Raw genomic sequence first — 24,943 nt, forward strand, 5'->3', positions numbered from 1 at the left:
GGGTTTGGGGCTCAACGTCGGGTAGCGGATCAGGCGGGCAGCGGCGCCGTGGCGACGACACGGGTGCCGGCCGGGGTGATGAGCCCGTCGACGGTGACCAGTTCCGCATCGGCTTCGATCCGGTCGACGCGGAACGGCACGTAGGTGCCCCACGACGACCGCTGGACGTTCTCGTTGCCCCGAGCCTGTCCGCAGGGCCAGCCGTAGCACCACCACAGCGTACGGCTGCGGGTGTCGAGCAGTTCGCTGGAGATCGTGCCCATCTGGGTGCCGTGGCTGCAGATGGACTTCGCGCGACCGGCGTCGTCGACCTCGGCCCGGTCGTGATCGCCGAGCACCTCGGCCAGCGCCGCCCCGGAGCCGGCGCCGAGCATCGTCCAGGAGCGCTCCGAGCGCTCCAGCGAGGCCGACTCGGCCGGCCAGTTCTCCGGTACCGCGTCCGGGCTGGTCTGCCAGACGTTCGTGCAGGCGATCGCCCCGTCCCGGGACTTGGTGAGGGTCAGCCGACCGCCGGAGACCTCGGCGATGACCGGCTCACCGTCCCGGTCGCCGATCAGGTAGTTGCCGGTCAGGAGCTGCCCGGCGCGCTCCGCCATGAAGCGCAGCGCCTCGTCGACGGTCGCCGCCGTCGCCAGCATGTCCCGCGTCCAGGTCTGCGGGGGCAGGCTGGCGTCCTTCACGATGGGAACGTCCGACTGCTCGGGGACGTAGGCGTAGGTGAACGCCAGCCCCGCGGAGTTGACCCCGCGGGTCACCATGCCGTCCCAGGCCACGACCTCGTCTCCGGGGCAGCGCACCTCGACCGCGAGGTACGAGTACGGCGTGGCCACGCAGGAGATGACGTGGTTGGTCACGTCGTACGGGTTGTCGCTGTTGCTGGCCAGTACCCACTGGGCACCGGTATGACGACCGACGAGAGTGCACATCAGCGCTCACCAACCTCTGCGGTGACGGCGGGAACCGTCAGGGGGAAATGACAGGCCAGTACCCGGTCGGGCATCGCCGTGAGGGCCGGGCGCTGCTCCCGGCACAGGTCCTGCGCGCGGGGGCAGCGCGGGTGGAACCGGCACCCGGGCGGCGGCGACGTGGGGTCGGCCGGCTCGCCCAGCGCCAGCACCTCGGGCAGCCGCCCGATGTGGCGCGGGTTGGGCATGGAGTGCAGCAGCGCGGACGAGTACGGGTGCATGGGCTGCTCGTAGTAGGCCGCCGCCTGCGAACTCTCCATCACCGTGCCGTTGTAGAGCGTCACGAGGCTGTCGCAGACGTCGCGGATCAGCGCCAGGTCGTGCGACACCATGACCAGCGTCAGCCCGTCGTTCTCCGACAGGTCCCGGAACACGTCCATCACCTGCGCCTGGATGGACACGTCCAGGGAGCTGACCGGCTCGTCGGCGATGAGTACCTCGGGCCGCGGCGCGAGGGCCCGCGCGATCGCCACCCGCTGGCGCTGCCCGCCCGAGAGCTCGCGGGGGTAGCGGCCGAACAGCGACTTGGGCAGCCGGACCTGCTCGCTCAGCTCGGTGAACCGCCGGGCCACCTGCGCGGGGTCGGTGACGCCGTGGGTGTGGAGGGCCTCCCGCAGGGTGTCCTCCACCGTGTACCGCGGGTCCAGGCTCGAGGTCGGGTCCTGGAAGACGAACTGTACCTTGCGCCGGAACGCCCGCATGTCCTGTTTGGACATCCCGGTGAGGTCCTGGCCGTGGAAGAGGACCTGACCGCTCGACGGGGCGTCGAGCGCGCCGAGCAGCCGGGCGAGGGTGGACTTGCCCGACCCGGACTCCCCCACGATGCCGGTGGAGCTGCCCTTGGTGATGGACAGCGAGACGCCGTCGAGGGCGTGCACGGTGGTCTTGCGGCCACGGCTGCCCGACACGAAGTGCCGACTGACGTCGGCGAGCGTGTACACGGCCGCGTCCCGGTCGACCCGGCTGTCCGGCGCGGCCGCGCCGGGCTCCTCCCGGACCACGATCGGGTCCCCGACCTCCACCGGGTCGGGCAGGCTCGGCGCCGCGGCCAGCAGCGTCTGCGTGTACGGATGCTGCGGGTCGCCGATGATGCGTGCGGTCGGGCCGGACTCGACGACCTCCCCGTTGCGCATCACCGTGACCTCGTCGCAGAGCCCGGCGACCACCCCGAGGTTGTGGCTGATGAACAGCACGCCCAGCCCGTCGTCGGCCAGGCGCCGCAGCAGGCGCAGGATGCCCGCCTGCACGGTCGGGTCCAGCGCCGTGGTGGGCTCGTCCGCGATCAGGATCCGGGGCCGGTTGGCCAGCGCCAGGGCGATCATGGCGCGCTGGCGCATGCCGCCGGACAGCTGATGCGGGAAGCGGCGGGCCTGCGCCTCCGGTTTCGGCAGGCCCACCTCGCCGAGCACCTCGATGCAGCGCGCCTTCGCCTCCGCGCGCCCGACGCCGTGGTCACGAAGCGAGTGGACGATCTGGGTACCGACCGACAGCCCCGGGTGGAAGCTGCTGAGCGGGTCCTGGAAGACCATGGCGATCGACGGTCCGCGCAGTGCCCGGCGGTCGCGTTCGGGCAGGGTGAGCATGGCGTGCCCGTCCACGGTGATCTCGCCGCCGACCACCTCCACGCCGGGTGGCAGCAGCCCCAGGCAGGCCAGCGAGGTCATCGTCTTTCCACTGCCGGACTCACCGACCAGTCCGACGACCTGGCCCTCGGCCACGCTCAGACAGGCGCCTCGGACGGCCTGGGTGCGCTCGCCCCCTCGCCCCGCCTCGACGACCAGGTCGCGTACCTGCAGTCGCATCGAACTCATGCAAGCCTCATCACGGTGTCGGTGTCGGTCTGTGCTGCATCGGTCTGCCCGGCGTCGGCGGAGCGCTTCCGGCCGCTGGCGCCGCTCAGCCGGTCGCGGACGCTCTCGCCGGCGAGCGCGAAGCACACCACCGTCAGGGACAGGACCAGGCCCGGGAAGACGCTGATCCACCACTGGCCGGTGGGCACGTAGTTGGCGCCGCCGGAGATCAACGCGCCCCACTCCGGGGTGGGCGGGCGGACACCGGCGCCGAGGAAGCTCAGCGCCGCGGTCAGCAGGATGGCGCCGCCCAGTGCGACGGACGCGTTGGCCAGCGTGCTGTCCAGCGAGTTGGGCAGCACGTGCCGCAGCAGCGTGGCCCGCTCGCTCAACCCGACCGACCGGCAGGCCTGCACCAGGCCGCCCCGCTCGGCGCTCTTGAGTGAGGACCGAAGCAGCCGGGCGAAGACGGGCACGTTCACGAACGCCACCGCGGCGATCACGCTCGGCATTCCGCGGCCGAACGTCGCGACGAGGGCGAGCCCCAGAATCACGACAGGGATCGACTGCACGAGGTCGAGCAGGCGGTCCACCGCCTTGCCGAGGATTCCGAACGCCCGACTGCCGCCGAACGAGTACCCGGCCAGCACGCCGAGCACGATGCCCACGACCAGCGACAGCACGACCGCGGCGAGCGCGATCAGCAGGTCGGTCCGGTACGCGGCCACCGTCACCGAGAACACGTCCAGACCCGAGGCGTCCGTGCCCATGGGGTGGCTCGCCGACGGCGACATCAGCACGTCGGCGGTGGGCCGTTCCGGGTCGTAGGGCGTAATCCACGGCCCCGCCACGGCAAGGAGCAGCGACAGGCCGCCCACCAGCATGGCGAGGCGCCGACCGACCTTGTTCACGTCGATCACGGTTCCTTTCGGTGACGAAGGGCGGTCAGTCGCGCAGCTTCGGGTCGAAGACGGTGTGCAGCACGTCGCCGAGGGCGTAGACCACGGCGGTGAACGTGCCGGCGACGATCACGAAGCCCTGCACGGCCGCGTAGTCGGACTGGGTGACCGCGGCGACGCCGTACTGGCCCAGCCCGCCCCAGGAGAAGACGGTCTCGACGAGGACGGCGCCGCCCAGGAGGAACACCACCGTGGACGCCAACGCGGTGATCAACGTCGGCGCGCCGTGGTGCAGCACGTAGGCGACACGCCGCCAGGACTTGATTCCCCAGGAGTTCGCGAAGCGCATGAAGTCGCTCTGCATGGTCTGGGTGGAGACCGCCGACATGATGCGCACCACGGGTGCGGTGTAGACGATCGCCAGGGTCAGGACCGGCAACAGCAGGTGCAGCGCGGCGTTTCCCATGGCTGCCCCGTCACCCGCCAGCATCGCGTCGACGAAGGCCACGCCGGTGAGGTTGTCGACGAACATCCGGGCGTCGAGTTGGCCGCTGGGCGCCGCTCCCAGTCCGAACTGGGCGTACAGCAGCGAGATCAGCGCCAGGCCGATCCAGAAGTCCGGGACGGCGCCGGCGAGGAAGCCGTACCCGCCGATGGTGCGCCGCGCCACTCCCCTGGGCCGCGCCAGGAACCACCCGACCAGGCCGAGCGTGAGCACGATGATGACGACCAGCGACAGCAGGATCAGCGCCAGCGTCGCCGGCGCCCGCTGGAGCAGGTCGGTGGTGACGTTGTTGCCGGTCTGCAGCGATCTGCCGAAGTCACCCTGCACGGCGTGGGTCAGGAACCGCCAGTACTGCGCCCAGATCGGCTGGTCCAGTCCGAGGTCGTGCCGGATCGCCGCCACCTGCTCGGCTGTCGCCTGGGACCCGGCCAGCCGGAAGGCCGGGTCCCCTGGCATCAGCCGCGACAGGAAGAAGACGATCGTCACGACGCCGAGGACCTGCAGGGGCAGAACCGCGAGGCGGCGAAGGATCAGCCTGCTCATGTGTCAGCTTTCCCGTCCGTACTAGGCCGGCTTGATGTCCTCGAAGCGCACCCCGTTGTTCGGGTACCAGGTGAGGCCGGAGACCCCTGCCGAGTGCGCGACGTGCCAGCCCGGGTTGGCGAGCAGGATCCACGGCTGCTCACGCATGTAGATCTCCTGGGCGGTCTTCGCCAGGGCGTAACGGCGCTCGTCGGCCGCCTCCACCAGCATCTGGTCGACCAGCTTGTCGAACTCCGCGTTGGACCACGCGCCGACGTTGTTGAACGCGGTGGACTTCCAGTACACGCCGAGCGCGTAGCCGGGGTCCGCGACGAACGGCCAGTTGGTCACCAGGTAGGCCTGGCCCTTGCGGCTGTAGAGCTTCTCGGAGAACGTCGCCTGCGGCAGCCCCTCGAGCTCCACGGTGATGCCGAGGTCGCCGAGGGCGGCCTTCACGATGGGCGCGATCAGCGGGTCGTCGTAGTTGGTCGTCTCGTAGCTGAGCGTCAGCTTGAACCCGCTGACGCCGGCGTCGCGCAGCAGCGCACGGGCCTTGTCCATGTTGGTGGAGTAGGACCAGTACTCGTCGGTGTAGCCGGGGTACGACGACGGCAGCGGGCTGCGCACGGCGGTCGCGGTGCCGAGGTACACGCTGGACAGGATGTCCTCGTACGGCATCGCGTACGCGATCGCCTGCCGCACCCGGTAGTCGCCGAGCGGGCCGTACTTGGTGTTCAGCTGCATCGACTTGATCTGGTTGGCCTGGTAGCTGGTGACCTTCAGCTTGGCGGCCTGCGCCTGCTTGAGCTGCGGCGGCGTGAGCTTGACGGCGATGTCGGCGTCGTTGCCCTGCAGCAGGGCCATGCGGTTGGCGCTGGTGGGCACCGCGTTCCAGACGACCTTCGAATAGGCCGGCGCGCCCTTGAAGTAGTTCGGGTTCGCCTCGAGGTTGACGAAGCGGCCCTTCTGCATCGACTTGACGGTGTACGGGCCGAAGCCGGCGGTGTTCTGCGACAGCCAGTTGCGGGCCCACGGGTCGTCCGCGGTCGCGTGCGCCTTGGCGGCCACCGAGTCGAACAGTCCGGCGTAGAGCTTCGCCGCGTTGACCTTCAGGAAGATGGGGCTGGGGCTGGGCAGGCTGAAGCGCACGGTGCTCGCGTCGAGCTTGGTGATCTGGCTCGGGTCGGTGATGCCCATGGCGTTGGTCATGAAGGCGCCGGTCTGCTTGAGCGCCAGGCTGCGCTGGTAGGACCAGACGACGTCGTCGGCGGTGAGCGTGTTGCCGAGCGCCGACTTGACCCCGCTGCGCAGGTGGACCGTGTAGGTGCGCAGGTCGTCGGAGACGTCCACGCTCTCGGCGAAGCCCATCGCGATGCCGCCCTTGACGCCCTTGGCGAGCATGTCGGCGATTTGCACGCCGTTGGGGCCGGAGACCTTATTGAAGCCGAAGACGTCGCCGGCGTAGCAGTTGGCGACGATGCTCTCGCCGGTGTCGACGGCCCCTCCGGTGTCGGTGTCGAAGCTCGGCGGCGTGTCGGAGTCGGCGTACACCAGGGTCTTGTTGCCACTGCTCTTACCGGATGAGGAGCCGCCGCCGCACGCGGCGAGGGCCGACAGCGCCCCGGCGCCGAGGGCACCTTGAAGCAACGTACGGCGCGAGACCTGCGGAAGATCCATGCTCATGCTGCCTTTCGCGGGATAAGTGGGAACTAACGGCGCGATTAGGCCGTTTCGACTGTCGCGTAACCCCAGATCGAGCGGTGCGGCAGCCAAGACATGTCCCGTGATCTCGGCGGCTGCTACGCCTGTAGCCGTGGACAGTACTGATCACTCAACAATTCATCAATCATCTTTTTGAACGACTCCCCGATAGTGCTAAAGGGACGGTTGTGCCAAGCTGGACGCCCGGCGCACCGCGAGCGCCGCGGCACGAACGCAGGGAGAAGGCGTGGACAAGTTGCTGGAGTCTCAGCCCGGTTGGGTCGACTCGCTCAGTGAGACCCGATCGGCGCTGGCCCGCCTGAGCACGGCCGAACGGGTCGCGGACGTCCTGCGCACCCATCTGATCGAGGGCCGGATCCTCCCCGGAACCCGCCTGTCCGAAGACACCATCGCCGGCGCGCTGGCCGTATCCCGCAACACGCTGCGCGAGGCCTTCCGGCTTCTGGCGCATGAACGGCTTCTCGTGCACGAGCTCAACCGGGGCGTGTTCGTGCGGCAGCTGACCGTCGACGACGTCATCGACCTCTACCGCGTCCGTCGCATCCTCGAGTGCTCGGCCGTACGGGCGACCGCCCAGTACACGCCGGGCGCGGTGGCCCGCGTGCGGGCCGCCGTACACGAGGGCGAAACCGCCGCACGGGACGGCGGATGGCAGCAGGTGGGCACCGCCAACATGCACTTCCACCTCGCGCTGGCGGCCCTCTCCGGCAGCCCGCGGGTCAACGAGCTCATGCATCAGCTACTCGCCGAACTGCGCCTGGTGTTCCACGTGATGGCCCGCCCCCAGCAGTTCCACGAGCCGTACCTCGGCGACAACGCCCGCATCTGCGGCCTGGTGGAGGCCCGCGAGGGCGAGCGCGCAGCGGCGGCCCTGGCCGATTACCTCGACCGGGCCGAACAGCAGCTCGTGCACGCCTTCACCGCGGGCTAGGTCTCGCTCGCCCTCGTACACCGCCACCAAAAGCGCTAATCGGACCGACCAAACAGACCGACCAAAACGGTCGATAGGCGGAGGTAATACTCCACAAACCTCGCTACCGTCACCGTGCCGGCGCGGCAGGACGCGCGGCCGGTGCCCCATGAGAAGTCTGAAAGATCCACCGGTTCGATCCTCGGCTACGCAGGAGAACTCGGCGGATTCCCTCCCAAACGGGACGGAAGGCCGATGAGGGCTCGGCGTCGACGAGGAAAGGTTCGACAGTTGGCTTTGGCGACAAGGCTGCGGCTGATGGTGACCGGGGCCGTGGCGGCCTGCCTGGTGGCTGTCGTCGCGCTCTTCATGCTGGTGAACTCCATGTCCAACCGGTACGACGGGATCCTGACGGGCACCGTCCAGGCGGGCCAGGACGCGCGGGCGATGCAGGTCGCGTTCAAGAAGCAGGTCCAGGAGTGGAAGGACATCCTGCTTCGCGGCTCCGACCCGGCCGATCTGCAGAAGTACACCCAGCAGTTCAAAGCCCAGGAGGCGACCGTCCAGGACCTGGCGGCCAGGCTGGACACCCAGGTCACCGATCCGAACATCAGCGCCGAGATCCAGAAGTTCCGGGACCAGCACTCCGCGCTGGGCGGCAAGTACCAGAGCGCCTACGACGCCTTCATCGCGAGCAAGGGAAGCGACTACAAGGCCGCCGACGCGGCGGTGAAGGGCCAGGACCGCGCGCCGACCGACCTGATCGACAAGATCGTCGCTGACCTCCACGCGCAGCAGCTGCGCCTGGTCGCCGACCAGGAGCGGCAGGTCCGCCAGGAGCAGGTCATCATCGTCGTGGTCGGCGCCGCGCTCATCGCCGGACTGCTGACCGGACTGCACTTCGCGTCCCGCGGCATCGTAAGGCCGGTGGTCCGCGCGACCTCGGTGCTCAGCGAGGTGGCCGCCGGCAACCTGACGGTCTCGATGGACGGCACGTACGACGGGGAGTTCAACGCGATCAAGGAGTCGATCAACACCGCGGTCGACGACCTCAACACCGGACTCGCCCGCGTCGTCGCGGGCGCCGACCGTATCTCCGAGACCTCCCGGTTCGTGGAGACTGTCGGCGATCAGCTCATCCACTCGGCCCAGGTCACCCGCGCCTCACTCGACGCCATCGAGCAGGCGGTCCGCCGGATCGACCCGACCGTCGGACCGCCCAGCCTGGCGTACCAGCTCGGCGAGGTACGGCGCGCGCTGGCCGCGATGGCGTCGATCTCCGACCGGAACGTCCGGACGGCCGAGGACGCCCGGCGCTCGACCGACGAGCTTCGCGCCAACTCCGACAACCTGCAGCGGGTCGTGGCCGCGTACAAGCTCAAGCCCGCCCCCGCCGCGGAGCGCTGGGTAACCGGCCCGATCAGGGCCATCGCGGCGGTCGGCGCCAAGGCGCCCTGACCCCTAGTTCGTACGGGCAAGCCGCCACCACAGCGACGGCTCCGGCAGCGCCCCACCCGCCCGCAGCGGGGCGGTGGCGCTGCCGGAGCCGTTTCGCACGGTGACCGTACCGACCTGCTGCCCGCCCCGTACGCGATCGACCTTCGTGGTGCGCGTCTGGACCCGGACGGTGAGCCCCGGCCAGCCGACGATCTGCAACGACGTCACGGCACGCACCGGTACCGATCGGCCCCAGGCGGCACGGATCTGGCCCACCGCGCCGGCGGGCAGGACGGTCTGCATTCCGACCAGTTGCCGGGCGGCGGCGAGAAGCTTGCGGGTGGCGTCGTTGACGGCGGCCAGTTGCTCCGGGGTGTCGGATCCGGGCTGCCCGAACACCGCGCCCACCAGCGTCAGCGTCCGGCCCGCCACCGCCACGTGGGCGGCGAACACCAGGTTGCCTCCGGCCTCGGCGGTGGTTCCCGTCTTGACCCCGACCACGCCGTCCGTGCCGAGCAGGCTGTTCCAGTTGGTCACCGCGCCGACGACGGGCAGGGTCGCGGTTGGCAGCGCGACGATCTCCGCGAAGGCCGGTATCCGCAGCGCGCGCTCGGCGAGGACGGTCTGGTCGGCAGCGGTGCTGACCGTGCCGGGATCCAGCCCGCTCGGGTCGGTGTAGCGCGTGGCGGACAACCCGAGGCTCACGGCCGTCGCGTTCATCTTGGCCACGAACGCGTCGAGGCTGCCGGCGTCCCACCTGGCCAGCATCTGCGCGACGTTGTTGGCCGACGGCAGCAGTAGCGCCTGCAGCGCCTCCCGCTCGGTCAGGTCCTGCCCGGCTGCCACCTCCACCAGCGACTCGTCACTGCCGGCCCGCGACTGGTAGTCGGCCACGTCGGTCGGGCTCACAGTGATCTTCGGGTCCGGCTGGCCGGCGTCGAGCGGATGATCGGACAGCACCACGTACGCCGTCATCACCTTGGCGACGCTGCCGATCGGCACCGGCTTGCCGTCGCCGAACGCGCCGAGCGTACCGACGCCCTCGACGTCCAGGCGGCCCTGGCCCTGCACCGGCCAGGGCAGGTCGGGCGCCTGGCCGGGCACGGTGAGCGACGCCGGCACCGCCAGGTGCAGCACGCCGCGCGGCAGCGGCCGCGCCAACTGGACCCCGGCGAGCACCACCAGCACCACCAGCACCGCCAGCAGGATGACGACCGCCAGTACCGGTGCGGGCAGGCGCCGTCGGGGGCGCCGATGCGAAACCGGCCGTACCGTGTCCGTCACCGAGGCGACATGTTCGCGACTGCGGGGCTCGCTTCGCTCACTCCTCGCGCTCACCGAGCCGACATGTTCGCGACTGCGGGGCTCGCTTCGCTCACTCCTCGCGCTCACCGAAAACCCCTCCCCCGCGCCCCGGCCCCGTCAGTGGACGGCGCTCGGCCGCCTACTCACCCGCTGGCGGCGGTCCAAACCGGACGGCGGAGGAAGTCCTACGCCCGCCAGGGCACCGCCGCGACCGCGACGTGCCCCCGCGGGCGCGCCGCCCGCAGTTCGGCCGCGCGCTGCGCCGGGCCGTACTGGCTGTCGCGGACACCCGATGGGGTACGGACGCCGAGCCAGGCGCCGTAGAGCACCACGACGTGGCCGTCCCGACCGGCGGCCGCGAGCCACTCCGGGTCGGGGTCGGCGGGTACCCGTGCCCACAGGTTGCCGGCGGCGTCGCGAAGTTCCAGGCCCGCGGCGCGGTGGTCGAGCACCCACCGCGAACTCGGCGCGGGCACGTCAGCGCCCGGCAGGTACCGGCTGAAGCCGCGCAGGATGAGCAGCTCGACCTGCAACTCGTCGATCCGGCCGGTCAGCGGTTGCCGGACCATCAGCGGCTCGGCCACCTCGATGAGCAGGTACGCATGCGCCCCGCCGGCCGGACCGAGGGCCGGATCGTCGCCGAGCAGCGCGCGTCCGCGGAGGTCGCCGTCGGCCACCAGGGTGCTGATGCCGTCCCAGTCGGACAGCCCTGGTGCGGCGACATCCGGATGTACCCGCCGGACCCGGTGGTGCGGGTGGGCGGTGAGCAGATTGGTCCGTGGCACTGAGACAGACCTTTCACCCGAATGTATCGACGCAATGACATGCATGCGACCCTTGGTGTCAGAATCTACGGCACCGGGTGCCACAGGGAAACCCCGGTGTTACGGTTCACGCCGCGCGAGCAGCGCGACCCCGCAGCCGATGGGAGGTCACGGATGGCCGGTCAACGCCACGTCCGCCAGGATCTGACCGCCGCCGCCATCGAACTGTTCGCCGCCCGGGGGTACGACGACACCACCGTCGACGCGATCGCCGCGCGGGCGGGCGTGGCCCGGCGTACTTTCTTCCGCCACTTCCGCAGCAAGGAAGACGCGGTCTTCCCCGACCACGACGCGTACCTCGCCCGGACCGAGGAGTTCCTGCGCACAGCGAACGCGACGGACCCCGCCATCGACGTGATCGGCCGCGCCGCGCACCTGGTGCTGGCCATGTACGCCGACGACCCCGCGACCGCCGTCCGGCGCTACCGGCTGACCAGGTCCGTCGAACCGCTACGGGAGCGTGAGATCACCGCCATCAGCCGCTACCAGCGGGTCTTCACACAGTTCCTGCACAGGCGGTCGGACGGCACCGACTCCGCGCGCCTGCGCGACGAGGTCGCGGCGGCGGCGGTGGTCGCCGCGCACAACCATGTGCTGAGGGAGTGGCTGCGGGCCGGCGGCGTCGGCGATCCGCATCCGCGCCTCGAGGAGGCGCTCCGCTCCGTCACCGCGGTGATCGGCCCCTGGCTGTCTGGTGGTCCGGGTCGGCCTGCCGACGATGACGATCCCGATGACGTGGTGGTCGTCGTCATGCCGCGCGGCACGCCGATGTGGCGGGTGGCGCAGCAGGTCCAGGCAGCCACCCGCGCTACCCAGGACCGCTGAGACCTTCTCCATGATCACGGAGCACTGAGGTCGCTATGACGACCCCAGGTTTCGCGATCACGGGAGGACGCTTGTGATCTCGCCGACGTTCAGCTGCGTGAGACCTTTCCGTCACGCTACGTTAATCGTCATGCGCCGGAGTATCCACCTCATTCGACGCCGTTGCGTCGACTACCTCCTGGTGTGCAGCGGCACCTGTTAACGTCGGCGACATTCCGCACGTTTTGTCCCGATTCCAACAGGAAGATCCGTGATTCAGATCGAGGGCCTGCGTAAGGCCTATCACTCCCGTGGTCGCACGGTCCTTGCCGTCGACGGCGTGGATCTGGAGGTACGCCAGGGCGAGGTGTACGGCGTGCTCGGCCGCAGCGGCGCCGGCAAGAGCACCCTGCTGCGCTGCGTCAACCTGCTGGAGCGCCCCGACGCCGGCAGCGTCACCGTCGACGGCGTCGACCTGACGGCCCTTCCCGAGCGGCGGCTACGCCGGCAGCGGCAGCGCATCGGCATGATCCACCAGCACTTCGCGCTGCTGTCGTCGCGTACGGCCGCCGGCAACGTGGCCTTCCCACTCGAAGTCATGGGCGTACCCCGGCGCGAGCGGGCCCAGCGCGTCGCCGAACTGCTCGACCTCGTGGGACTGGGCGACCGGGCGCACGCATACCCGGCGCAGCTGTCCGGCGGCCAGAAGCAGCGGGTCGGCATCGCCCGGGCCCTGGCCGGACGCCCCACCGTCCTCCTGTCCGACGAGGCGACGTCGGCGCTCGACCCGGAGACGACCACCTCGATCCTGGACCTGCTGCGCGATCTCAGCCAGCGCCTCGGCCTGACGATCCTGCTGATCACCCACGAGATGGAGGTGGTCAAGCGGATCTGCGACTCGGCCGCCGTGATGCGCGAGGGCCGGGTCATCGAGGCGGGCCGGGTACGCGACCTGCTCGCCCGACCGGGCTCTGCGCTGGGGCAGGAGATCTTCCGGCTCGGCACACCGCCGGACCTGCCGGACACGACCATCGTCGACGTGACCCTCACCGACGACGCCGTCGGCCAATCGTTCGTCGCCGACCTCGTACGCCGCTACGACGTCGACGCCAGCATCCTCGCCGGGACGATCGAGACGCTCGCCGACGGCCAGGTCGGGCGGCTGCGGATCGCGCTGCCCGGCAGCGCCGAGGCCAACGCCGCACCGCTGCGACACCTGCGCGACGCGGGCCTGAGCGTGGAGGTGGCGCGATGACCCCGATGACGTGGGCGGAGATCCAGCCCCTGCTGTGGCAGGCGAGCATCGAGACCGGCTACATGGTGGCGGTCTCCAGCGCGCTCACCGCTGTCGGCGGGCTGCTGCTCGGCGTCCTCCTGGTCCTCACCGGACGGGGCGGCCTGCTCGCCACCCGCCCGGTCAACCTCGTACTCGGCATCCTCATCAACATCGGACGCTCGCTGCCGTTCATCATCCTGCTGGTGGCGATCATCCCGTTCACCCGGGCGCTGGTCGGCACGACCATCGGCACCGAGGCCGCGATCGTGCCGCTGACGGTGGCGGCGATCCCGTTCTTCGCCCGCATCGTGGAGACGGCGATCCGCGAGGTGGACCGCGACGTGATCGCCGCCGCCCGGGCGATGGGCGCCTCCCGTACCGAGATCGTCTTCAAGGTCCTGCTGCGCGAGGCCCGGCCGGGTCTCGTCGCCGGCCTCACCATCACCGTCATCGCGCTGATCGGCTACTCCGCCATGGCCGGCACCGTCGGCGGCGGCGGCCTCGGCGACCTGGCCATCCGCTACGGCTACCAGCGGTTCGAGAACACCGTCATGGTCGCCACCGTCGTGCTGCTCGTCGTGTTCGTGCAGCTCATCCAGTCACTGGGCGACCTGATCGTCCGGTGGCTGTCCCGCAAGTAAGCAAGTAGGACAAGTAAGCAAGTAGGAGAGGTAACCCGTGCGACGCACCCTATCCGTCACCCTCGCCGCAGCCGCGCTGACGCTCGGCCTCGCGGCCTGCGGTTCGAAGGCGGCCGACAACGCCGGCTCGTCCGACTCCGGCGCCAGCCCCGACGCCGTACTGAAGGTCGGCGTCAGCCCGGTCCCGCACGGCGAGATCCTCAAGTACGTCAAGGACAACCTGGCCGCCAAGGAAGGGCTGAAGCTCGACATCGTCGAGTTCAACGACTACGTGCAGCCCAACGCCGCCCTCGCGGACAAGAACCTGGACGCGAACTACTTCCAGCACGTGCCGTACCTGCAGGACCAGATGCAGTCCAAGGGGTACAAGTTCACCGCCCTCAAGCCGGTGCACCTCGAGCCGCTCGGCGTCTACTCCAAGAAGGTCAAGAGCCTGGACGCCGTGCCGCAGGGCGCCGTGGTGGCGATCCCGAACGACGCGACCAACGGGGGCCGGGCGCTCAACCTGCTCGCCGCCAAGGGCCTGATCAAGCTCAAGGACGGCGTCGGGGTAAAGGCGACCGAGCAGGACATCACCGACAACCCCAAGAAGCTCCAGATCAAGCCGCTGGAGGCGCCGCAGCTGCCGCGCAGCCTCGACGACGTCGCCCTGTCGGTGATCAACGGCAACTACGCCATCCAGGCCAACCTGACGCCGTCGAAGGACGCGCTGGCCATCGAGAGCGCCGACAACAACCCGTACGCGAACATCGTCGTCGTGCGTACCGGCAGCGAGAACGACCCACGGGTGGTGAAGCTGGAGAAGCTGCTGCACTCCGCCGAGGTGAAGAAGTTCATCGAGGACAAGTACAAGGGTTCGGTCATCGCGGCCTTCTAATCGCGCTAATCGCGCTAATCGCGCGGTACCCGTGCCGGCCCGGGAGCAACTCTCCGAGCCGGCACGGGCGTCACCGTCACCCCTTGATGCCCTGGGTGGTGGCCGCGCTGGAGGCGCGGCCCTGGGTGGTGGCCGTGCTGGAGGCGCGGCCCTGGGTGGTGGCCGTGCTGGAGGCGCGGCCCTGGGTGGTGGCCGCGCTGGAGGCGCGCACCACGAGGGTGGGTGCCAGCAGTCGACCGTGAGGTGGTTGCGGAGTGGACTGTTCGGCGCACGCGGGCACCTGAGAACGACCGGCCGGCAGTCCGGGCAGCAGCGCGCGCACGATACAACGGGCGACTGCCTCGATCGGCTGGCGGACGCTTGACAGGTCGAACACTCCGGCCGTGGGGGTGTCGTCGAAGCCGACAAGAGCCAGGTCCCGGCCGATGACCAGGCCACGGGTGCGGGCCGCCTGCGCGACGCCAACGGCGAGCGTGTCGCTCGCCGCGACGACCGCGGTCGGCGGGTCGGGTCGGTCCAGCAGAACCGCCGCGAGACGGGCGCCGTTGGCGACCTCGTCCTGGCCGCGCAGGTCCAGGCCGGCGGACTCGCCCAACAGGCCGTGCTTGTCGAGCACGCCGCGCAGGCCGGTGACCCGGCGCTCACCGACGCTGGAGCCTTCCGGGAAGCCGATGTACCCGATGCGCCGGTGTCCCCGGGCCACCAGATGCTGCGCCACGGCGGCGCCACCGGACTCGTCGTCAACGTCGACCCACAGGTGGTCGACGTCGTGGCCGGTCCGGCCGAAGGTCGCGAACGGCGCGCCGAGGCGCAGCATCTGCGCCGGACGGGCATCGCCTTCGTCGATTCCGTAGAGCACGAACGCGTCGACGGCCCCCGTGCGATGCAGCCGGCTGTAGGTGCCGATCTCGTCGTCCGGATCGTCCGCGGCGAACACCAGCAGGTGGTGGTCGATGGCCTGCACGGCCTCGGCGAGGGCGTGCAGGAACCGGTCGTGGACGGTCGTCAGAGAGTCGGCCTGGATGGATTCGATGCGGATGCCGATGACCCGCGACGCCTGAGCGCGCAACGCCTGGGCCGCGCGGTTCGGCTGGTAGCCGAGCGCCTCGATCGCCGCTTCCACCCGCACCCGGGTCTCCTTGCGTACCCGGTGCGGTGCGTTGAAGACATTCGAGACCGTCTGCCGGGAGACACCGGCGGCGACGGCGACATCGGCAATGCTCGCCATCGACGCGCCGCGATTCTCATCGCCGCTGCCCTGCTCGAACACATCGACTCCCGGGACTTCCAACACGGCTGGGGGATCAGCTACCGTGGGGCCTCAATTTGATCGTTCAAATTGATACCCGGGAGATTGCCCCCGCCTGATGGCGGTGTCAAGGGGTGACCATGACCGAAACACAGCCGATACCCATTGACGGCGCGACGGCGACCCCGGCGGTGACCGGGTTACGGCAGCCGTACCTGCACGAGCACGTCACCTGCTTGTGCGCGCCCGTGCTGTGGGCCTCCCCCCGGCAGGGCGACCTCCTCGGCGGCGTCGATGGCCTCTACGTCGCTGACCGCCGGGTACTGGCACGGCTGCGGGTGACGGTGGCCGGCGAGGCACCCAGTCCAATCTCGACCGGATCCACGTCACCGGCCGACGCCCGCTTCCTCGCGGTGGTGCGCGGACTGGGCGACCCTCGCCCCGACCCGACGGTGACCTGTGAGCGGCGGCGACACGTGGGCGCCGACGCCGGCACCGAGACCATCCGGGTGGACAACTCCTCACACAGCCCGATCGTCGCCGAGATCGCGGTCCACGCCGGCACCGACCTCGCCCCCATCGGCCGGGTCAAGGCCGGTGAGCAGTGCGCGCTGCTGCCCGCCGTCGAGGTGGGCTCGGGCCTCGGCTGGACCGCCGAGGACGGGACCTGCGCCACCCTCGTCGCGTACCCGCCGCCCCAGGTGGACGCCCGCGCCGGACGGCTGCGATGGCGCGTCGAGATCGCCGCCGGCGCCTCCTGGACCGCCAAGCTGACCGCCCGGTTGCGCGGGCGCCCGGCCCCGGCGGCCCCGGCGGACCCGGCGGACCCGGCGGACCCGGCGGCCGCCGTGGACACCGCACGCCGCGACGGGTTCTGGCCGATGCGGCCGGCCGGGCCGGCGCCGTGGCACGCCGACCCGCTCCGCATCCGCGCCGCCGACCATCGCGCCGACCAACTGGTCCGGCGCAGCGTGGCCGACCTTGACGCGCTGCGCTTATGCGACCCGGCCGACGCGGGCGACAGCTACTTCGCCGCCGGCAGCCCGTGGTACCTGACCCTGTTCGGCCGCGACGCCCTGTGGTCGGCGCTGATGTCGCTGCCCCTCGGCTACGAGATGCTCGCCGGCACGCTGCGCACTCTCGCCCGACGGCAGGGCACCCGGGTCGACCACGAACGGGAGGAGGCGCCGGGCAAGATCCTGCACGAGGTACGCCCGGCCGACGCGGCGTACTGGCTGCCGCCCGTGTACTACGGCACCGTCGACGCCACGCCGCTGTTCGTCGTGGCGCTGGCCGAGGCGTGGCGCTGGGGCATGCCCGCCGACGAGGTCGGCCCCCTCGTACCCGCCGCGGCACGGGCCCTGGAGTGGCTGAGCAGCCACGGCGACCCGGACGGCGACGGGCTCATCGAGTACGTCCCGACTGGCACTGCCCTGATCAACCAGGGCTGGAAGGACTCCTCCGACGGGGTGCAGTGGGCCAACGGCGAGATGGCCGACAGCCCCCTCGCCCTGGCGGAGGTGCAGGGGTACGCGTACCGGGCCGCCGTCGACGGCGCCGCGCTGCTGGACGCGTACGGCCACCCCGACGCCGACAAGTGGCGGCAGTGGGCGGCCGACCTGGCTGCCCGGTTCCGGGACAGGTACTGGCTGCCCGACCGGGACGGGATGTACCCCGCGATCGCGCTCGACGGCCGTAAGCGGGCGGTCGACGGACCGGCGTCCAACATGGGCCACCTGGTCGGCACCGGAATCCTGAGCGCCGACGAGGAGGCCATCGTCGCCCGGCGGCTCGGCTCCCCGTCGCTGTCCTCCGGGTACGGGGTGCGCACCCTGGCCGACTCGGCGGCCGGGTTCAACCCGCTGTCCTACCACGCCGGCTCGGTGTGGCCGCACGACACCGCCATCGCCGCCATGGGGCTCGGCCGCGCGGGGCTGGGCCGGCAGGCCGCCGACCTGCTCACCGGACTGATCGTCGCGGCGCCGTCGTTCGACTACCGGCTGCCGGAACTGTACGGCGGCGAGCGCGCCACCCCACCGTTGCCACCGGTGCCCTACCCCGCCTCCTGCCGGCCGCAGGCGTGGGCGGCGGCCGTCGGCCCCTCCCTCGCCCGGGTCCTGCTCGGCATCGACGCCGACATCCCGGCCGGCCGCATCACCCTCTCTCCGGTCACTCCCTCGCCGGTCGGGGCGTTCGAGGTGCACGGCGTACGGATCGGCGGCGGCTGCCTCGCGGCGCGGGTGGACGCGCAGGGACGGACGACGGTACTCCAGGCCCCGCCCGGAATTGAGGTGGTCGTGCGCTGACCGGGCCTTAAGCTCAGCCGATGATCGGCGGTCACACCGACACCCGTTTCGCAGCCGTACGCGACGTGTTCGCGCAGTTGTTCGACAGCGGCGCCGATACCGGCGCGGCCCTCGCGGTCATCCACGAGGGCCGGCCGGTCGTGGAGGTCCACGGTGGCTGGCAGGACGCCGGCCACCGGCGGCCGTGGGCGCCGGACACGACGTGCTGCTGGAGCGCCCGGTGCGGTGGACACTCGGCATGCAACTCGAGGACGACGGCAGTCGGGGCATGGGCGGCAGCGGCGGGTACGCCCATCCGGCCCGTGGCTACGCCTTCGCGTACGTGACCAGCCACCTCGCCGGCTTCGACCGCGTCGACGCGCTCGCCGAGGCGGTTGACCGCGCGGTCGGGTAGGCCCGCGTACGGTGGAGGTGAGGACACTGCCGGACGCACCCATAGGAGGACCGGCCGTGAACTACGAGACCTTCATCCTGTCGGTCGAGCAACTGGCTCAGCTCCCGCACGAACAGGCCGAACAGTTCACCTGCACCACCCTGAACACGCTGCTCCAGCGCGTCTCGCAGGGGCAGGCGGAGGACATCGCCGCGCGGCTTCCGGTGCAGCTGCGCCGGTGCGCGCTGCACCAGGGCCCGCAGGCGACCTACGACCTGGACGGGTACCTGAACCGTCTGGAAAACCTGCTGGGAGTCGACCGGTCGACCGCGGAGCGGGTGACCCGCGCCGTCCTGGCTACGCTCTGGACCGCCGTCGGCCCCAAGGAGTTCGCCGACATGCAGGCCCAGTTGCCCGGCGAGTTCGTGTCACTCATCGAGGCGGCCGTTGCGCAGGCACCGCCCCGGCCCAGGGAGGACGAGCCCCCGTTCCGCGGGCCGGTCTCCCTCGACGGGTTCATCAGCCGGGTCGCCGAGCGGGCCGGACTCGACACCGAGCGCGCGAAGCGGGCGGCCGAGTCGGTCCTCGAGGTGCTCGCGATGCGGGTAACCGACGGCCAGCTCGAGGATATGCGGCCGTTCCTGCCCTATGAGCTGCGCCCAGCGCTCGACCGGGGCCTCACCCGCAGCAGGGGGCGGGCGCTGCCCCTGTCTCTCGACGCTTTCGTCGAAGAGATCACCAAACGCGAAGGCGTCTCCCGCGCGGAGGCCGAGCAGCACGCCCGGGCGGTGCTGTCCGTGCTGCACGACGTCGTCGGCGACAAGGAGTTCAGCGACACGATCTCGCAGCTCCCGGTCGAGTACCGAACCTTGGTGGCGCAGGCGTGATCAGCCTGGCGATGGCGTACACCACACCTCGCTCGCACCATAAATACACCGCCGTCACGCTGACCCGCCGGTAAGGTCGACTCGGCCCCGCGCCCGTTTCCGTGCGGGGCGGCCCGCGCCGGCGCGAGCGAATCATCGGCCGGGCTCCCGATCCCAGTGGACACCCCGCCTACGACAGTGAGGACACTCGTGCCCGGCTCCTTATCCGAAGAACTCGCAACGCCGAAGTCCGCACCGGGCACCCCACCGCCACCCGACCCACGCCGCTGGATCGCGCTCAGCGTCATCGCGATCGCGCAGCTCATGGTGGTTCTCGACGCCACCATCGTGAACATCGCCCTCCCCCAGGCGCAGCAGAGCCTGAAGATCACCGACGCCGACCGGCAGTGGGTGATCACCGCCTACACGCTCGCCTTCGGCGGCCTGCTCCTGCTCGGCGGCCGGATCGCCGACTACTGGGGCCGCAAGCGCACCTTCGTCGTCGGCTCGATCGGCTTCGCTCTCGCGTCGGCGCTGGGCGGCCTCGCCACCAACGGCGAACTGCTGTTCGCCGCGCGGGCCCTGCAGGGCGCGTTCGGCGCGCTGCTCGCACCGGCCTCGTTGGCCCTGCTGACCGTCCTGTTCACCGACGCCAAGGAGCGGGCCAAGGCCTTCGCCGTCTACGGCGCGATCGCCGGTGGCGGCTCCGCCGTCGGCCTGCTGCTGGGTGGCGTGCTGACCGAGTACGCGAACTGGCGCTGGTGCCTGCTGGTCAACATTCCGATCGCACTGATCGCCGTCGCGCTGGCGGTTCCCCTGGTACGGGAGAGCCGCGCCACCGGCAACACCCGCTACGACGTACCCGGCACCATCACCGCGACCGCCGGCCTGGTCTCGCTGGTGTACGGCTTCACCAAGGCCGTCGACCATGGCTGGAACTCCGGCACGACGCTCGGCTTCATCGCCGCGGGTGTGGTGCTGCTAGCCGCGTTCGTGGTCATCGAGGTGCGCTCGGCCAACCCGCTGCTGCCGATGCGGATCCTGCTCGACCGCAACCGCGGCGGCGCCTACCTGGCGTCGACGCTGACCGGCGCCGGCCTGATGGGCACGTTCCTGTTCCTCACGTTCTACTTCCAGGCGGTGCTGCACTACACCCCGCTGAAGGCCGGCGTCGCCTCGCTGCCGGTCACCGCCGGGGTCATGATCGCCGCCGCCGTGGCCAGCCAGCTCGTACCGCGGGTCGGACCGAAGCTGCCGATGGTCATCGGCGGCGTCACCGCGGCTGCCGGCATGCTGTACCTGACCCAGATCGGCGTGTCGACCAGCTTCGCCACGCACGTCCTGCCGGCGGAGCTGATCCTCGGCCTCGGCCTCGGGTTCACGTTCGTGCCGCTGTCGAGCCTGGCTCTGGTCGGCGTGCCGGAGCACGACGCGGGCGCGGCCAGCGCCACCCTCAACGCCACCCAGCAGGTCGGCGGCTCGCTGGGTATCGCGCTGCTGAACACCATCTACACCACGGCGGTCACCAACTACCTGACCGGCCACGCGCCGACCACACCGCCGGCCAGCCCGCAGGCGGCGCAGCAGCTTCAGGCCAAGCTGACGCTGGAGGGCTTCGTGCACGGGTACACGATCGCGTTCGCCTGGGGCGCCGCGACCCTGATCCTGTCGGCCGTGGTGATCGTGGCGTTCATCAAGGTCCGCAAGGACGATCTGCCGACCCACGGCGGTGCCGTCCACGTCGGCTGAGCCATCACCGCAGGTTTGTGCTCGTCTCACCGCACAGGTGAGACGAGCACAACCGTTTCCGCTCCGGTCCGTAAGGGTGCGACAACGACGGGTGTACCTTCGTCAGGATCCATGCCACCCGTGCTCGCACAAGGAGGGCCTGTTCGTGACCGCCCGAGGTATTGTCCAGGACGGCGCGACGCGTCCCACCACGCGGAGCTGACCGCGCAGCATGGTTTCTCCCTCCACCGCCGCGCGGCGGGCAGTCGACGGCGTCCGCGCCACTGCCGAGGCCATCCGCGCGGTCGCACCGCACCGGTTCCGGGTCGCCATACGAGCGATGTTCAGCATGACGCTGCCGCTCGCGATCGGGGCCGCCACCGGTCATCCTGCCTGGGGCGCGCTCGCCTCCATGGGCGGTTTCGCCGGTTTCTACGCCCCTGACGCGCCGTACCGGTACCGTGCCCGGCTCGTTGCCGGGATCGGCGCCGGCCTCACCGCCGGGGTGCTGCTCGGTGGGCTCTCATCGTCGCAGGGCTGGCTCGCCCCGCTCGTCGCCGGCGCGGTCGCCGCAGTGGCGTCACTGGCCTGCCAGGCCGCCGAGGTCCCACTCCCCCGCGAGTACCTGATCGTGCTGGCCACCCTCGCCGCGACCGGGATACCGGTGGGCCCGCGCGAGGCGGTGTGGAACGCCGGGCTCACCGCCACCGGCGCCGTGATCGGCTGGCTGGTGACCATGTCACCGGTCCTCGGCCGGGCGCGCGCCCCGGAACGCCGGGCGGTACGCGCGGCGCTCGCCGCGGTGGCCTCGCTGCTCGCCAGTGCCGGACGGTCGGATCCGCGGGCGGCCCGCCACGCGGCGGTGACCGCGGTGCGGCGGGCCCGCCGGGTCGTCATGCAGGGCGCGCTGCCCGCCGATCACCGGCTCACCCGCACCGTGATGGCCACCGAGGCGTTGCTCGAGGCCGCGCTGCAGGTGGAGGCCTCCACGAGGCTGGACCCCGGCTGGGCCATGGGCGTCCGGGCGCTCTGCCCGGCGGTCGGCCGGGCGCCCGTACCCGACGATCCGCTGCCCGACTCCGGCGACCCCGTGCTCCGGGAGGCCGTGCTGCGGGTACGGGCGGCCCTCGCCCGATCCGCTCCCACCGCCCCCGGCGACGAGCCCGTCGGCCTGCCGGACTGGCCGGGATTCCTCCCCCAGCTACGGGCGGCCGTACGCCGGCACTCCGTCGTCGTCCCGGCAGCCGTCCGCCTCGGGGTCGCCGTGGCGGCCGGCGCCGGCCTCGGCCGGGCGCTCGGGCTCGACCACTCGTACTGGGTGGGCCTGACCGCCTCGGCGGTGCTGCTGGCCACCAACTCCGCCGGCACCGTGCGGCGGTCGGTGCACCGGGTCGCCGGCACCGTCGCCGGCGTGGCCCTCACGTACGCGCTGTTCGGCTGGCACCCGCCGCTGGCGGTGATCGTGGCGGGCGTGGCCTTCATCCAGTTCGCCTCGGAGATGGTCATCACCGCCAGCTACGGGCTCGCCGTCGTCGGGATCACCGTGCTTGCGCTGGTGCTGTTCCACCTGGGCGCGCCCGGCGCGGACCTCGGCGACGCCCTCTCCAGCCGGCTCGCCGACACCCTCGTCGGCACGCTGCTGGCGCTGATCCTGCGGGCGGTGCTGTGGCCACGGGCCACCGCCGCCCGGCTACCCCAGGTGCAGGCGCGGACCCTGCGCTCGGTCAGCCGGGTGCTGCACGCCACCTGGACCGGCGACGGAACCCGGCGGCGGGTGGCCGACGAGCGCCGCCGCCTGCAGTCGGACCTGGTGACGCTGCGCGCGGTACACACCGACGCGCTCGCCGACGACCGGTCAGCCTCCCCCGACACCGACCTGCGCTGGCCGGTGACCGTCGGCATCGAGGAGCTCGCGTTCCTCGCCCTGTCGTACCCGAAGGCCCGGCCCGCGCCAGCCGCCGACCTGGCGCTCCGCGTCGAGCAGCGCCTCGAGGAGCTCGCCTCCGCCGTGGGCGGCGACGGTCCCGCGCCAGCCGCCGGAGCGCTGGAGGTACCGGGCTATCCACGGGCAACGGCAGCCCTCGCGTCGCTGTCCACCGCCGTCGCGCACGCCTCGACGCCACCCGACCGGGCGGTGTCAACCAACAGTTGACACCGCGCCCGGCCCGGCGAATGACAACTGCCGCCGGTACGGGATGTACCGGCGGCAGTCGCGGTTGTTGCGATCAGTTGTTGTTGCGGTCGCCGTGGACCACGGCACCGGTGTTCGGGTCGAGCAGGATTTGCTGGTCGTTGGGGCTCCTGAAGTTGAACATGTTGTTCAGCGAGCCGGCGAGGGCGTCGAACGAGGAGTCGCTCCGGTAAACAGCGATCACATCGGCGCTCGCAGAGCACACCCACCAGCGCCCCAACCACTCGGCGCAGCCATGACACCACTGGGCGCAGGCATCACAGGTGTGGGTGACTGACATTGACAACCGTCTTTCGAGATCAGAAGCTCCAGAGCTACTGACCGAGCGTGCTCAATGGCTGACCCAACTTGGAGGCGGCCGTGTCCAGTGAAACCCTCCCCCACAACGTCCACCGCCGGCGCGCCGTCATCGCAAGCACCGTCGGCACGACCATCGAGTGGTACGACTTCTTCCTCTACGGCACCGTCGCGGCGCTGGTGTTCCCGTCGCTGTTCTTTCCGAACAGCTCGCCGAGCGCCGGCGTGCTGGCGTCGTTCACGACGCTGTTCGTCGGCTTCGCCGCGCGCCCGATCGGCGCGGCGATCTTCGGCCACTTCGGTGACCGGATCGGCCGCAAGGCCACCCTCGTCACCACGCTGCTGTTGATGGGTATCGCGACCACCCTGATGGGCGTGCTGCCCGGGTACTCCACCCTCGGCGTGGCCGCGCCGATCCTGCTCACACTGCTCAGACTTCTCCAGGGCATCGGCGTGGGCGGCGAGTGGGGCGGCTCTGTGCTCCTGGCCATGGAGTGGGGCAAGACCACCCGCCGTGGGCTCATGGCCAGCATGCCGCAGCTCGGCGTACCGCTCGGACTGCTGCTGTCGACCAGCATGGTCCGGCTGTTCAGCGGCATCAGCGGCGACGGTTTCACCAGTTGGGGCTGGCGGGTCCCGTTCCTGTTCAGCACCGTCCTGATCGCGATCGGGCTCTGGGTACGCCTGCGGGTGCTGGAGAGCCCGGATTTCGCCGAGGTCAAGCAGCAGCAGTCGATCGAACGACAGCCGGTGTGGGTGGCCTTCCGCAACCACCCGAGGGAGATCCTCACCTCGGCGTGCGTTCGGCTGTCAGAGCAGGCGCCGTTCTACCTCTTCATCACGTACGTGTTGACCTACGGTACGAAGGAACTGAAGCTTCCCCGCAGCGAACTACTCAACGACACGCTCATCGCCGCGGCGCTGGGGATCATCAGCGTGCCGCTCTTCGGTTACCTGTCCGATCGTTTCGGCCGCCGGCTGGTGTACGGCATCGGCATCGTATGCACCGCCCTGTACGCCTTCCCATACTTTGGCCTGCTGAACACCCGGTCGTCCGGGCTGGTGCTGCTGGCCATCGTGGTGTCCCTGCTGGTGCACGACATCCAGTACGGGCCGCAGGCCGCGCTGATCGCGGAGTCCTTCGGCACCAACGTCCGCTACAGCGGCGCCGGCATGGGCTACGCCCTCGCGTCGGTAATCGCCGGCGGCCCGGCCCCGCTGATCGCGGCCGCCCTGATGCAACGCACCGGGTCGAGCACCAGTATCAGCTGGTACATCATCATCTGTTGCGTGCTGGCCATGGGTGCGCTGGTCCTCATGCCGCGACGCCCGGAAACGACGTCCGCGGTGCCCGTGAGTCAGCCGACCGCCCCGGTCACGACCTGAGTTCCGCATCGGTTGTCGGAAATAAAAAATGGGGCGCCCTGTCGGGGCGCCCCATTTTTTATGGTGCTGA

Annotated in this window: 21 protein-coding genes and 1 pseudogene; 13 read left to right on the forward strand and 9 right to left on the reverse strand. The window is 70.8% G+C overall.

Going from position 1 to position 24,943, the window contains the following annotated elements; genetic code table 11:
- Positions 1–29 precede the first annotated feature (29 nt).
- The 5 genes from HC028_RS16900 to HC028_RS16920 are packed head-to-tail and all read right to left on the reverse strand — an operon-like array spanning position 30 to position 6,358.
- Complete coding sequence (locus HC028_RS16900; protein WP_168078290.1) at positions 30–926, reverse strand: C45 family autoproteolytic acyltransferase/hydrolase; 897 nt, start codon at positions 924–926, stop codon at positions 30–32.
- Positions 926–2,776, reverse strand: a complete 1,851-nt coding sequence (locus tag HC028_RS16905; protein ID WP_168078291.1) for a dipeptide ABC transporter ATP-binding protein — start codon at positions 2,774–2,776, stop codon at positions 926–928. Before HC028_RS16905 ends, HC028_RS16900 begins: the two co-directional genes overlap by 1 nt.
- Positions 2,773–3,666: an ABC transporter permease gene (locus HC028_RS16910; protein ID WP_168078292.1), complete on the reverse strand. Its 894-nt coding sequence runs from the start codon at positions 3,664–3,666 to the stop codon at positions 2,773–2,775. Before HC028_RS16910 ends, HC028_RS16905 begins: the two co-directional genes overlap by 4 nt.
- Before the next feature lie 34 nt (positions 3,667–3,700).
- A complete protein-coding gene (locus HC028_RS16915; RefSeq protein WP_168078293.1) occupies positions 3,701–4,702 on the reverse strand; it encodes an ABC transporter permease in 1,002 nt (333 codons plus the stop codon).
- 21 nt (positions 4,703–4,723) lie between these two features.
- Positions 4,724–6,358, reverse strand: coding sequence for an ABC transporter substrate-binding protein (locus HC028_RS16920; protein ID WP_168078294.1), 1,635 nt, complete (start codon positions 6,356–6,358; stop codon positions 4,724–4,726).
- Positions 6,359–6,629: 271 nt separating this feature from the next.
- Between HC028_RS16920 and HC028_RS16925 the strand changes: the two genes are divergently transcribed.
- Entirely contained in the window at positions 6,630–7,334 is a 705-nt protein-coding gene (locus HC028_RS16925) for a GntR family transcriptional regulator (RefSeq protein WP_239075587.1), read from the forward strand.
- A gap of 270 nt (positions 7,335–7,604) precedes the next feature.
- The gene (locus HC028_RS16930; RefSeq protein WP_168078295.1) at positions 7,605–8,771 is read left to right on the forward strand and encodes a methyl-accepting chemotaxis protein; all 1,167 of its coding nucleotides are present in this window, start codon (positions 7,605–7,607) and stop codon (positions 8,769–8,771) included.
- Between the two features lie 3 nt (positions 8,772–8,774).
- On the opposite strand, the gene HC028_RS16935 is transcribed toward HC028_RS16930, so the two are convergent.
- Positions 8,775–10,034 carry a D-alanyl-D-alanine carboxypeptidase family protein gene (locus HC028_RS16935; RefSeq protein WP_239075586.1) on the reverse strand — a complete coding sequence of 420 codons (1,260 nt, stop codon included), beginning with the start codon at positions 10,032–10,034 and terminating at the stop codon, positions 8,775–8,777.
- A 206-nt stretch (positions 10,035–10,240) separates the two neighbouring features.
- Positions 10,241–10,840, reverse strand: coding sequence for a hypothetical protein (locus tag HC028_RS16940; RefSeq protein WP_168078296.1), 600 nt, complete (start codon positions 10,838–10,840; stop codon positions 10,241–10,243).
- A gap of 153 nt (positions 10,841–10,993) precedes the next feature.
- On the opposite strand from HC028_RS16940, the gene HC028_RS16945 reads away from it, so the two are divergent.
- The 4 genes from HC028_RS16945 to HC028_RS16960 all read left to right on the forward strand — a co-directional run bounded on the left by HC028_RS16945 (position 10,994) and on the right by HC028_RS16960 (position 14,477).
- Positions 10,994–11,704, forward strand: coding sequence for a TetR family transcriptional regulator (locus tag HC028_RS16945; protein WP_203981437.1), 711 nt, complete (start codon positions 10,994–10,996; stop codon positions 11,702–11,704).
- A gap of 250 nt (positions 11,705–11,954) precedes the next feature.
- Positions 11,955–12,938 carry a methionine ABC transporter ATP-binding protein gene (locus tag HC028_RS16950; protein ID WP_168078297.1) on the forward strand — a complete coding sequence of 328 codons (984 nt, stop codon included), beginning with the start codon at positions 11,955–11,957 and terminating at the stop codon, positions 12,936–12,938.
- Complete coding sequence (locus tag HC028_RS16955) at positions 12,935–13,600, forward strand: methionine ABC transporter permease (protein WP_239075585.1); 666 nt, start codon at positions 12,935–12,937, stop codon at positions 13,598–13,600. The genes HC028_RS16950 and HC028_RS16955 overlap by 4 nt, the downstream gene beginning before the upstream one ends.
- Before the next feature lie 37 nt (positions 13,601–13,637).
- Positions 13,638–14,477: a MetQ/NlpA family ABC transporter substrate-binding protein gene (locus HC028_RS16960; protein WP_168078298.1), complete on the forward strand. Its 840-nt coding sequence runs from the start codon at positions 13,638–13,640 to the stop codon at positions 14,475–14,477.
- Between the two features lie 76 nt (positions 14,478–14,553).
- On the opposite strand, the gene HC028_RS16965 is transcribed toward HC028_RS16960, so the two are convergent.
- A complete protein-coding gene (locus HC028_RS16965; protein WP_168078299.1) occupies positions 14,554–15,771 on the reverse strand; it encodes a substrate-binding domain-containing protein in 1,218 nt (405 codons plus the stop codon).
- 95 nt (positions 15,772–15,866) lie between these two features.
- Between HC028_RS16965 and HC028_RS16970 the strand changes: the two genes are divergently transcribed.
- From HC028_RS16970 to HC028_RS16990, 6 genes and pseudogenes are all read left to right on the forward strand, one after another.
- Entirely contained in the window at positions 15,867–18,032 is a 2,166-nt protein-coding gene (locus tag HC028_RS16970) for a glycogen debranching N-terminal domain-containing protein (protein ID WP_168078300.1), read from the forward strand.
- A 20-nt stretch (positions 18,033–18,052) separates the two neighbouring features.
- Positions 18,053–18,172, forward strand: a pseudogene (locus HC028_RS28740) (hypothetical protein); the annotation flags it as partial.
- Between the two features lie 44 nt (positions 18,173–18,216).
- A complete protein-coding gene (locus HC028_RS27680; protein ID WP_239075584.1) occupies positions 18,217–18,426 on the forward strand; it encodes a hypothetical protein in 210 nt (69 codons plus the stop codon).
- Between the two features lie 56 nt (positions 18,427–18,482).
- Complete coding sequence (locus HC028_RS16980; protein ID WP_168078302.1) at positions 18,483–19,292, forward strand: DUF2267 domain-containing protein; 810 nt, start codon at positions 18,483–18,485, stop codon at positions 19,290–19,292.
- A 189-nt stretch (positions 19,293–19,481) separates the two neighbouring features.
- Complete coding sequence (locus HC028_RS16985; protein WP_239075583.1) at positions 19,482–21,020, forward strand: MFS transporter; 1,539 nt, start codon at positions 19,482–19,484, stop codon at positions 21,018–21,020.
- A gap of 211 nt (positions 21,021–21,231) precedes the next feature.
- Entirely contained in the window at positions 21,232–23,151 is a 1,920-nt protein-coding gene (locus tag HC028_RS16990) for an FUSC family protein (RefSeq protein WP_168078303.1), read from the forward strand.
- A gap of 73 nt (positions 23,152–23,224) precedes the next feature.
- On the opposite strand, the gene HC028_RS16995 is transcribed toward HC028_RS16990, so the two are convergent.
- Positions 23,225–23,374, reverse strand: coding sequence for a hypothetical protein (locus HC028_RS16995; protein ID WP_168078304.1), 150 nt, complete (start codon positions 23,372–23,374; stop codon positions 23,225–23,227).
- A 176-nt stretch (positions 23,375–23,550) separates the two neighbouring features.
- On the opposite strand from HC028_RS16995, the gene HC028_RS17000 reads away from it, so the two are divergent.
- Positions 23,551–24,873 carry an MFS transporter gene (locus tag HC028_RS17000; RefSeq protein WP_168078305.1) on the forward strand — a complete coding sequence of 441 codons (1,323 nt, stop codon included), beginning with the start codon at positions 23,551–23,553 and terminating at the stop codon, positions 24,871–24,873.
- Positions 24,874–24,943 lie beyond the last annotated feature (70 nt).

Origin of the sequence: Planosporangium flavigriseum (genome assembly GCF_011947225.1) — a bacterium.
In the GTDB taxonomy this organism is placed as follows: domain Bacteria; phylum Actinomycetota; class Actinomycetes; order Mycobacteriales; family Micromonosporaceae; genus Planosporangium; species Planosporangium flavigriseum.

Bases quoted from the DNA above. Each gene is read 5' to 3' on its own strand.
- HC028_RS16900 (WP_168078290.1), bottom strand. From the start codon at position 926: ATGTGCACTCTCGTCGGTCGTCATACCGGTGCCCAGTGGGTACTGGCC.
- HC028_RS16905 (WP_168078291.1), bottom strand. From the start codon at position 2,776: ATGAGTTCGATGCGACTGCAGGTACGCGACCTGGTCGTCGAGGCGGGG.
- HC028_RS16915 (WP_168078293.1), bottom strand. From the start codon at position 4,702: ATGAGCAGGCTGATCCTTCGCCGCCTCGCGGTTCTGCCCCTGCAGGTC.
- HC028_RS16920 (WP_168078294.1), bottom strand. From the start codon at position 6,358: ATGGATCTTCCGCAGGTCTCGCGCCGTACGTTGCTTCAAGGTGCCCTC.
- HC028_RS16945 (WP_203981437.1), top strand. From the start codon at position 10,994: ATGGCCGGTCAACGCCACGTCCGCCAGGATCTGACCGCCGCCGCCATC.
- HC028_RS16955 (WP_239075585.1), top strand. From the start codon at position 12,935: ATGACCCCGATGACGTGGGCGGAGATCCAGCCCCTGCTGTGGCAGGCG.
- HC028_RS16970 (WP_168078300.1), top strand. From the start codon at position 15,867: ATGACCGAAACACAGCCGATACCCATTGACGGCGCGACGGCGACCCCG.
- HC028_RS16990 (WP_168078303.1), top strand. From the start codon at position 21,232: ATGGTTTCTCCCTCCACCGCCGCGCGGCGGGCAGTCGACGGCGTCCGC.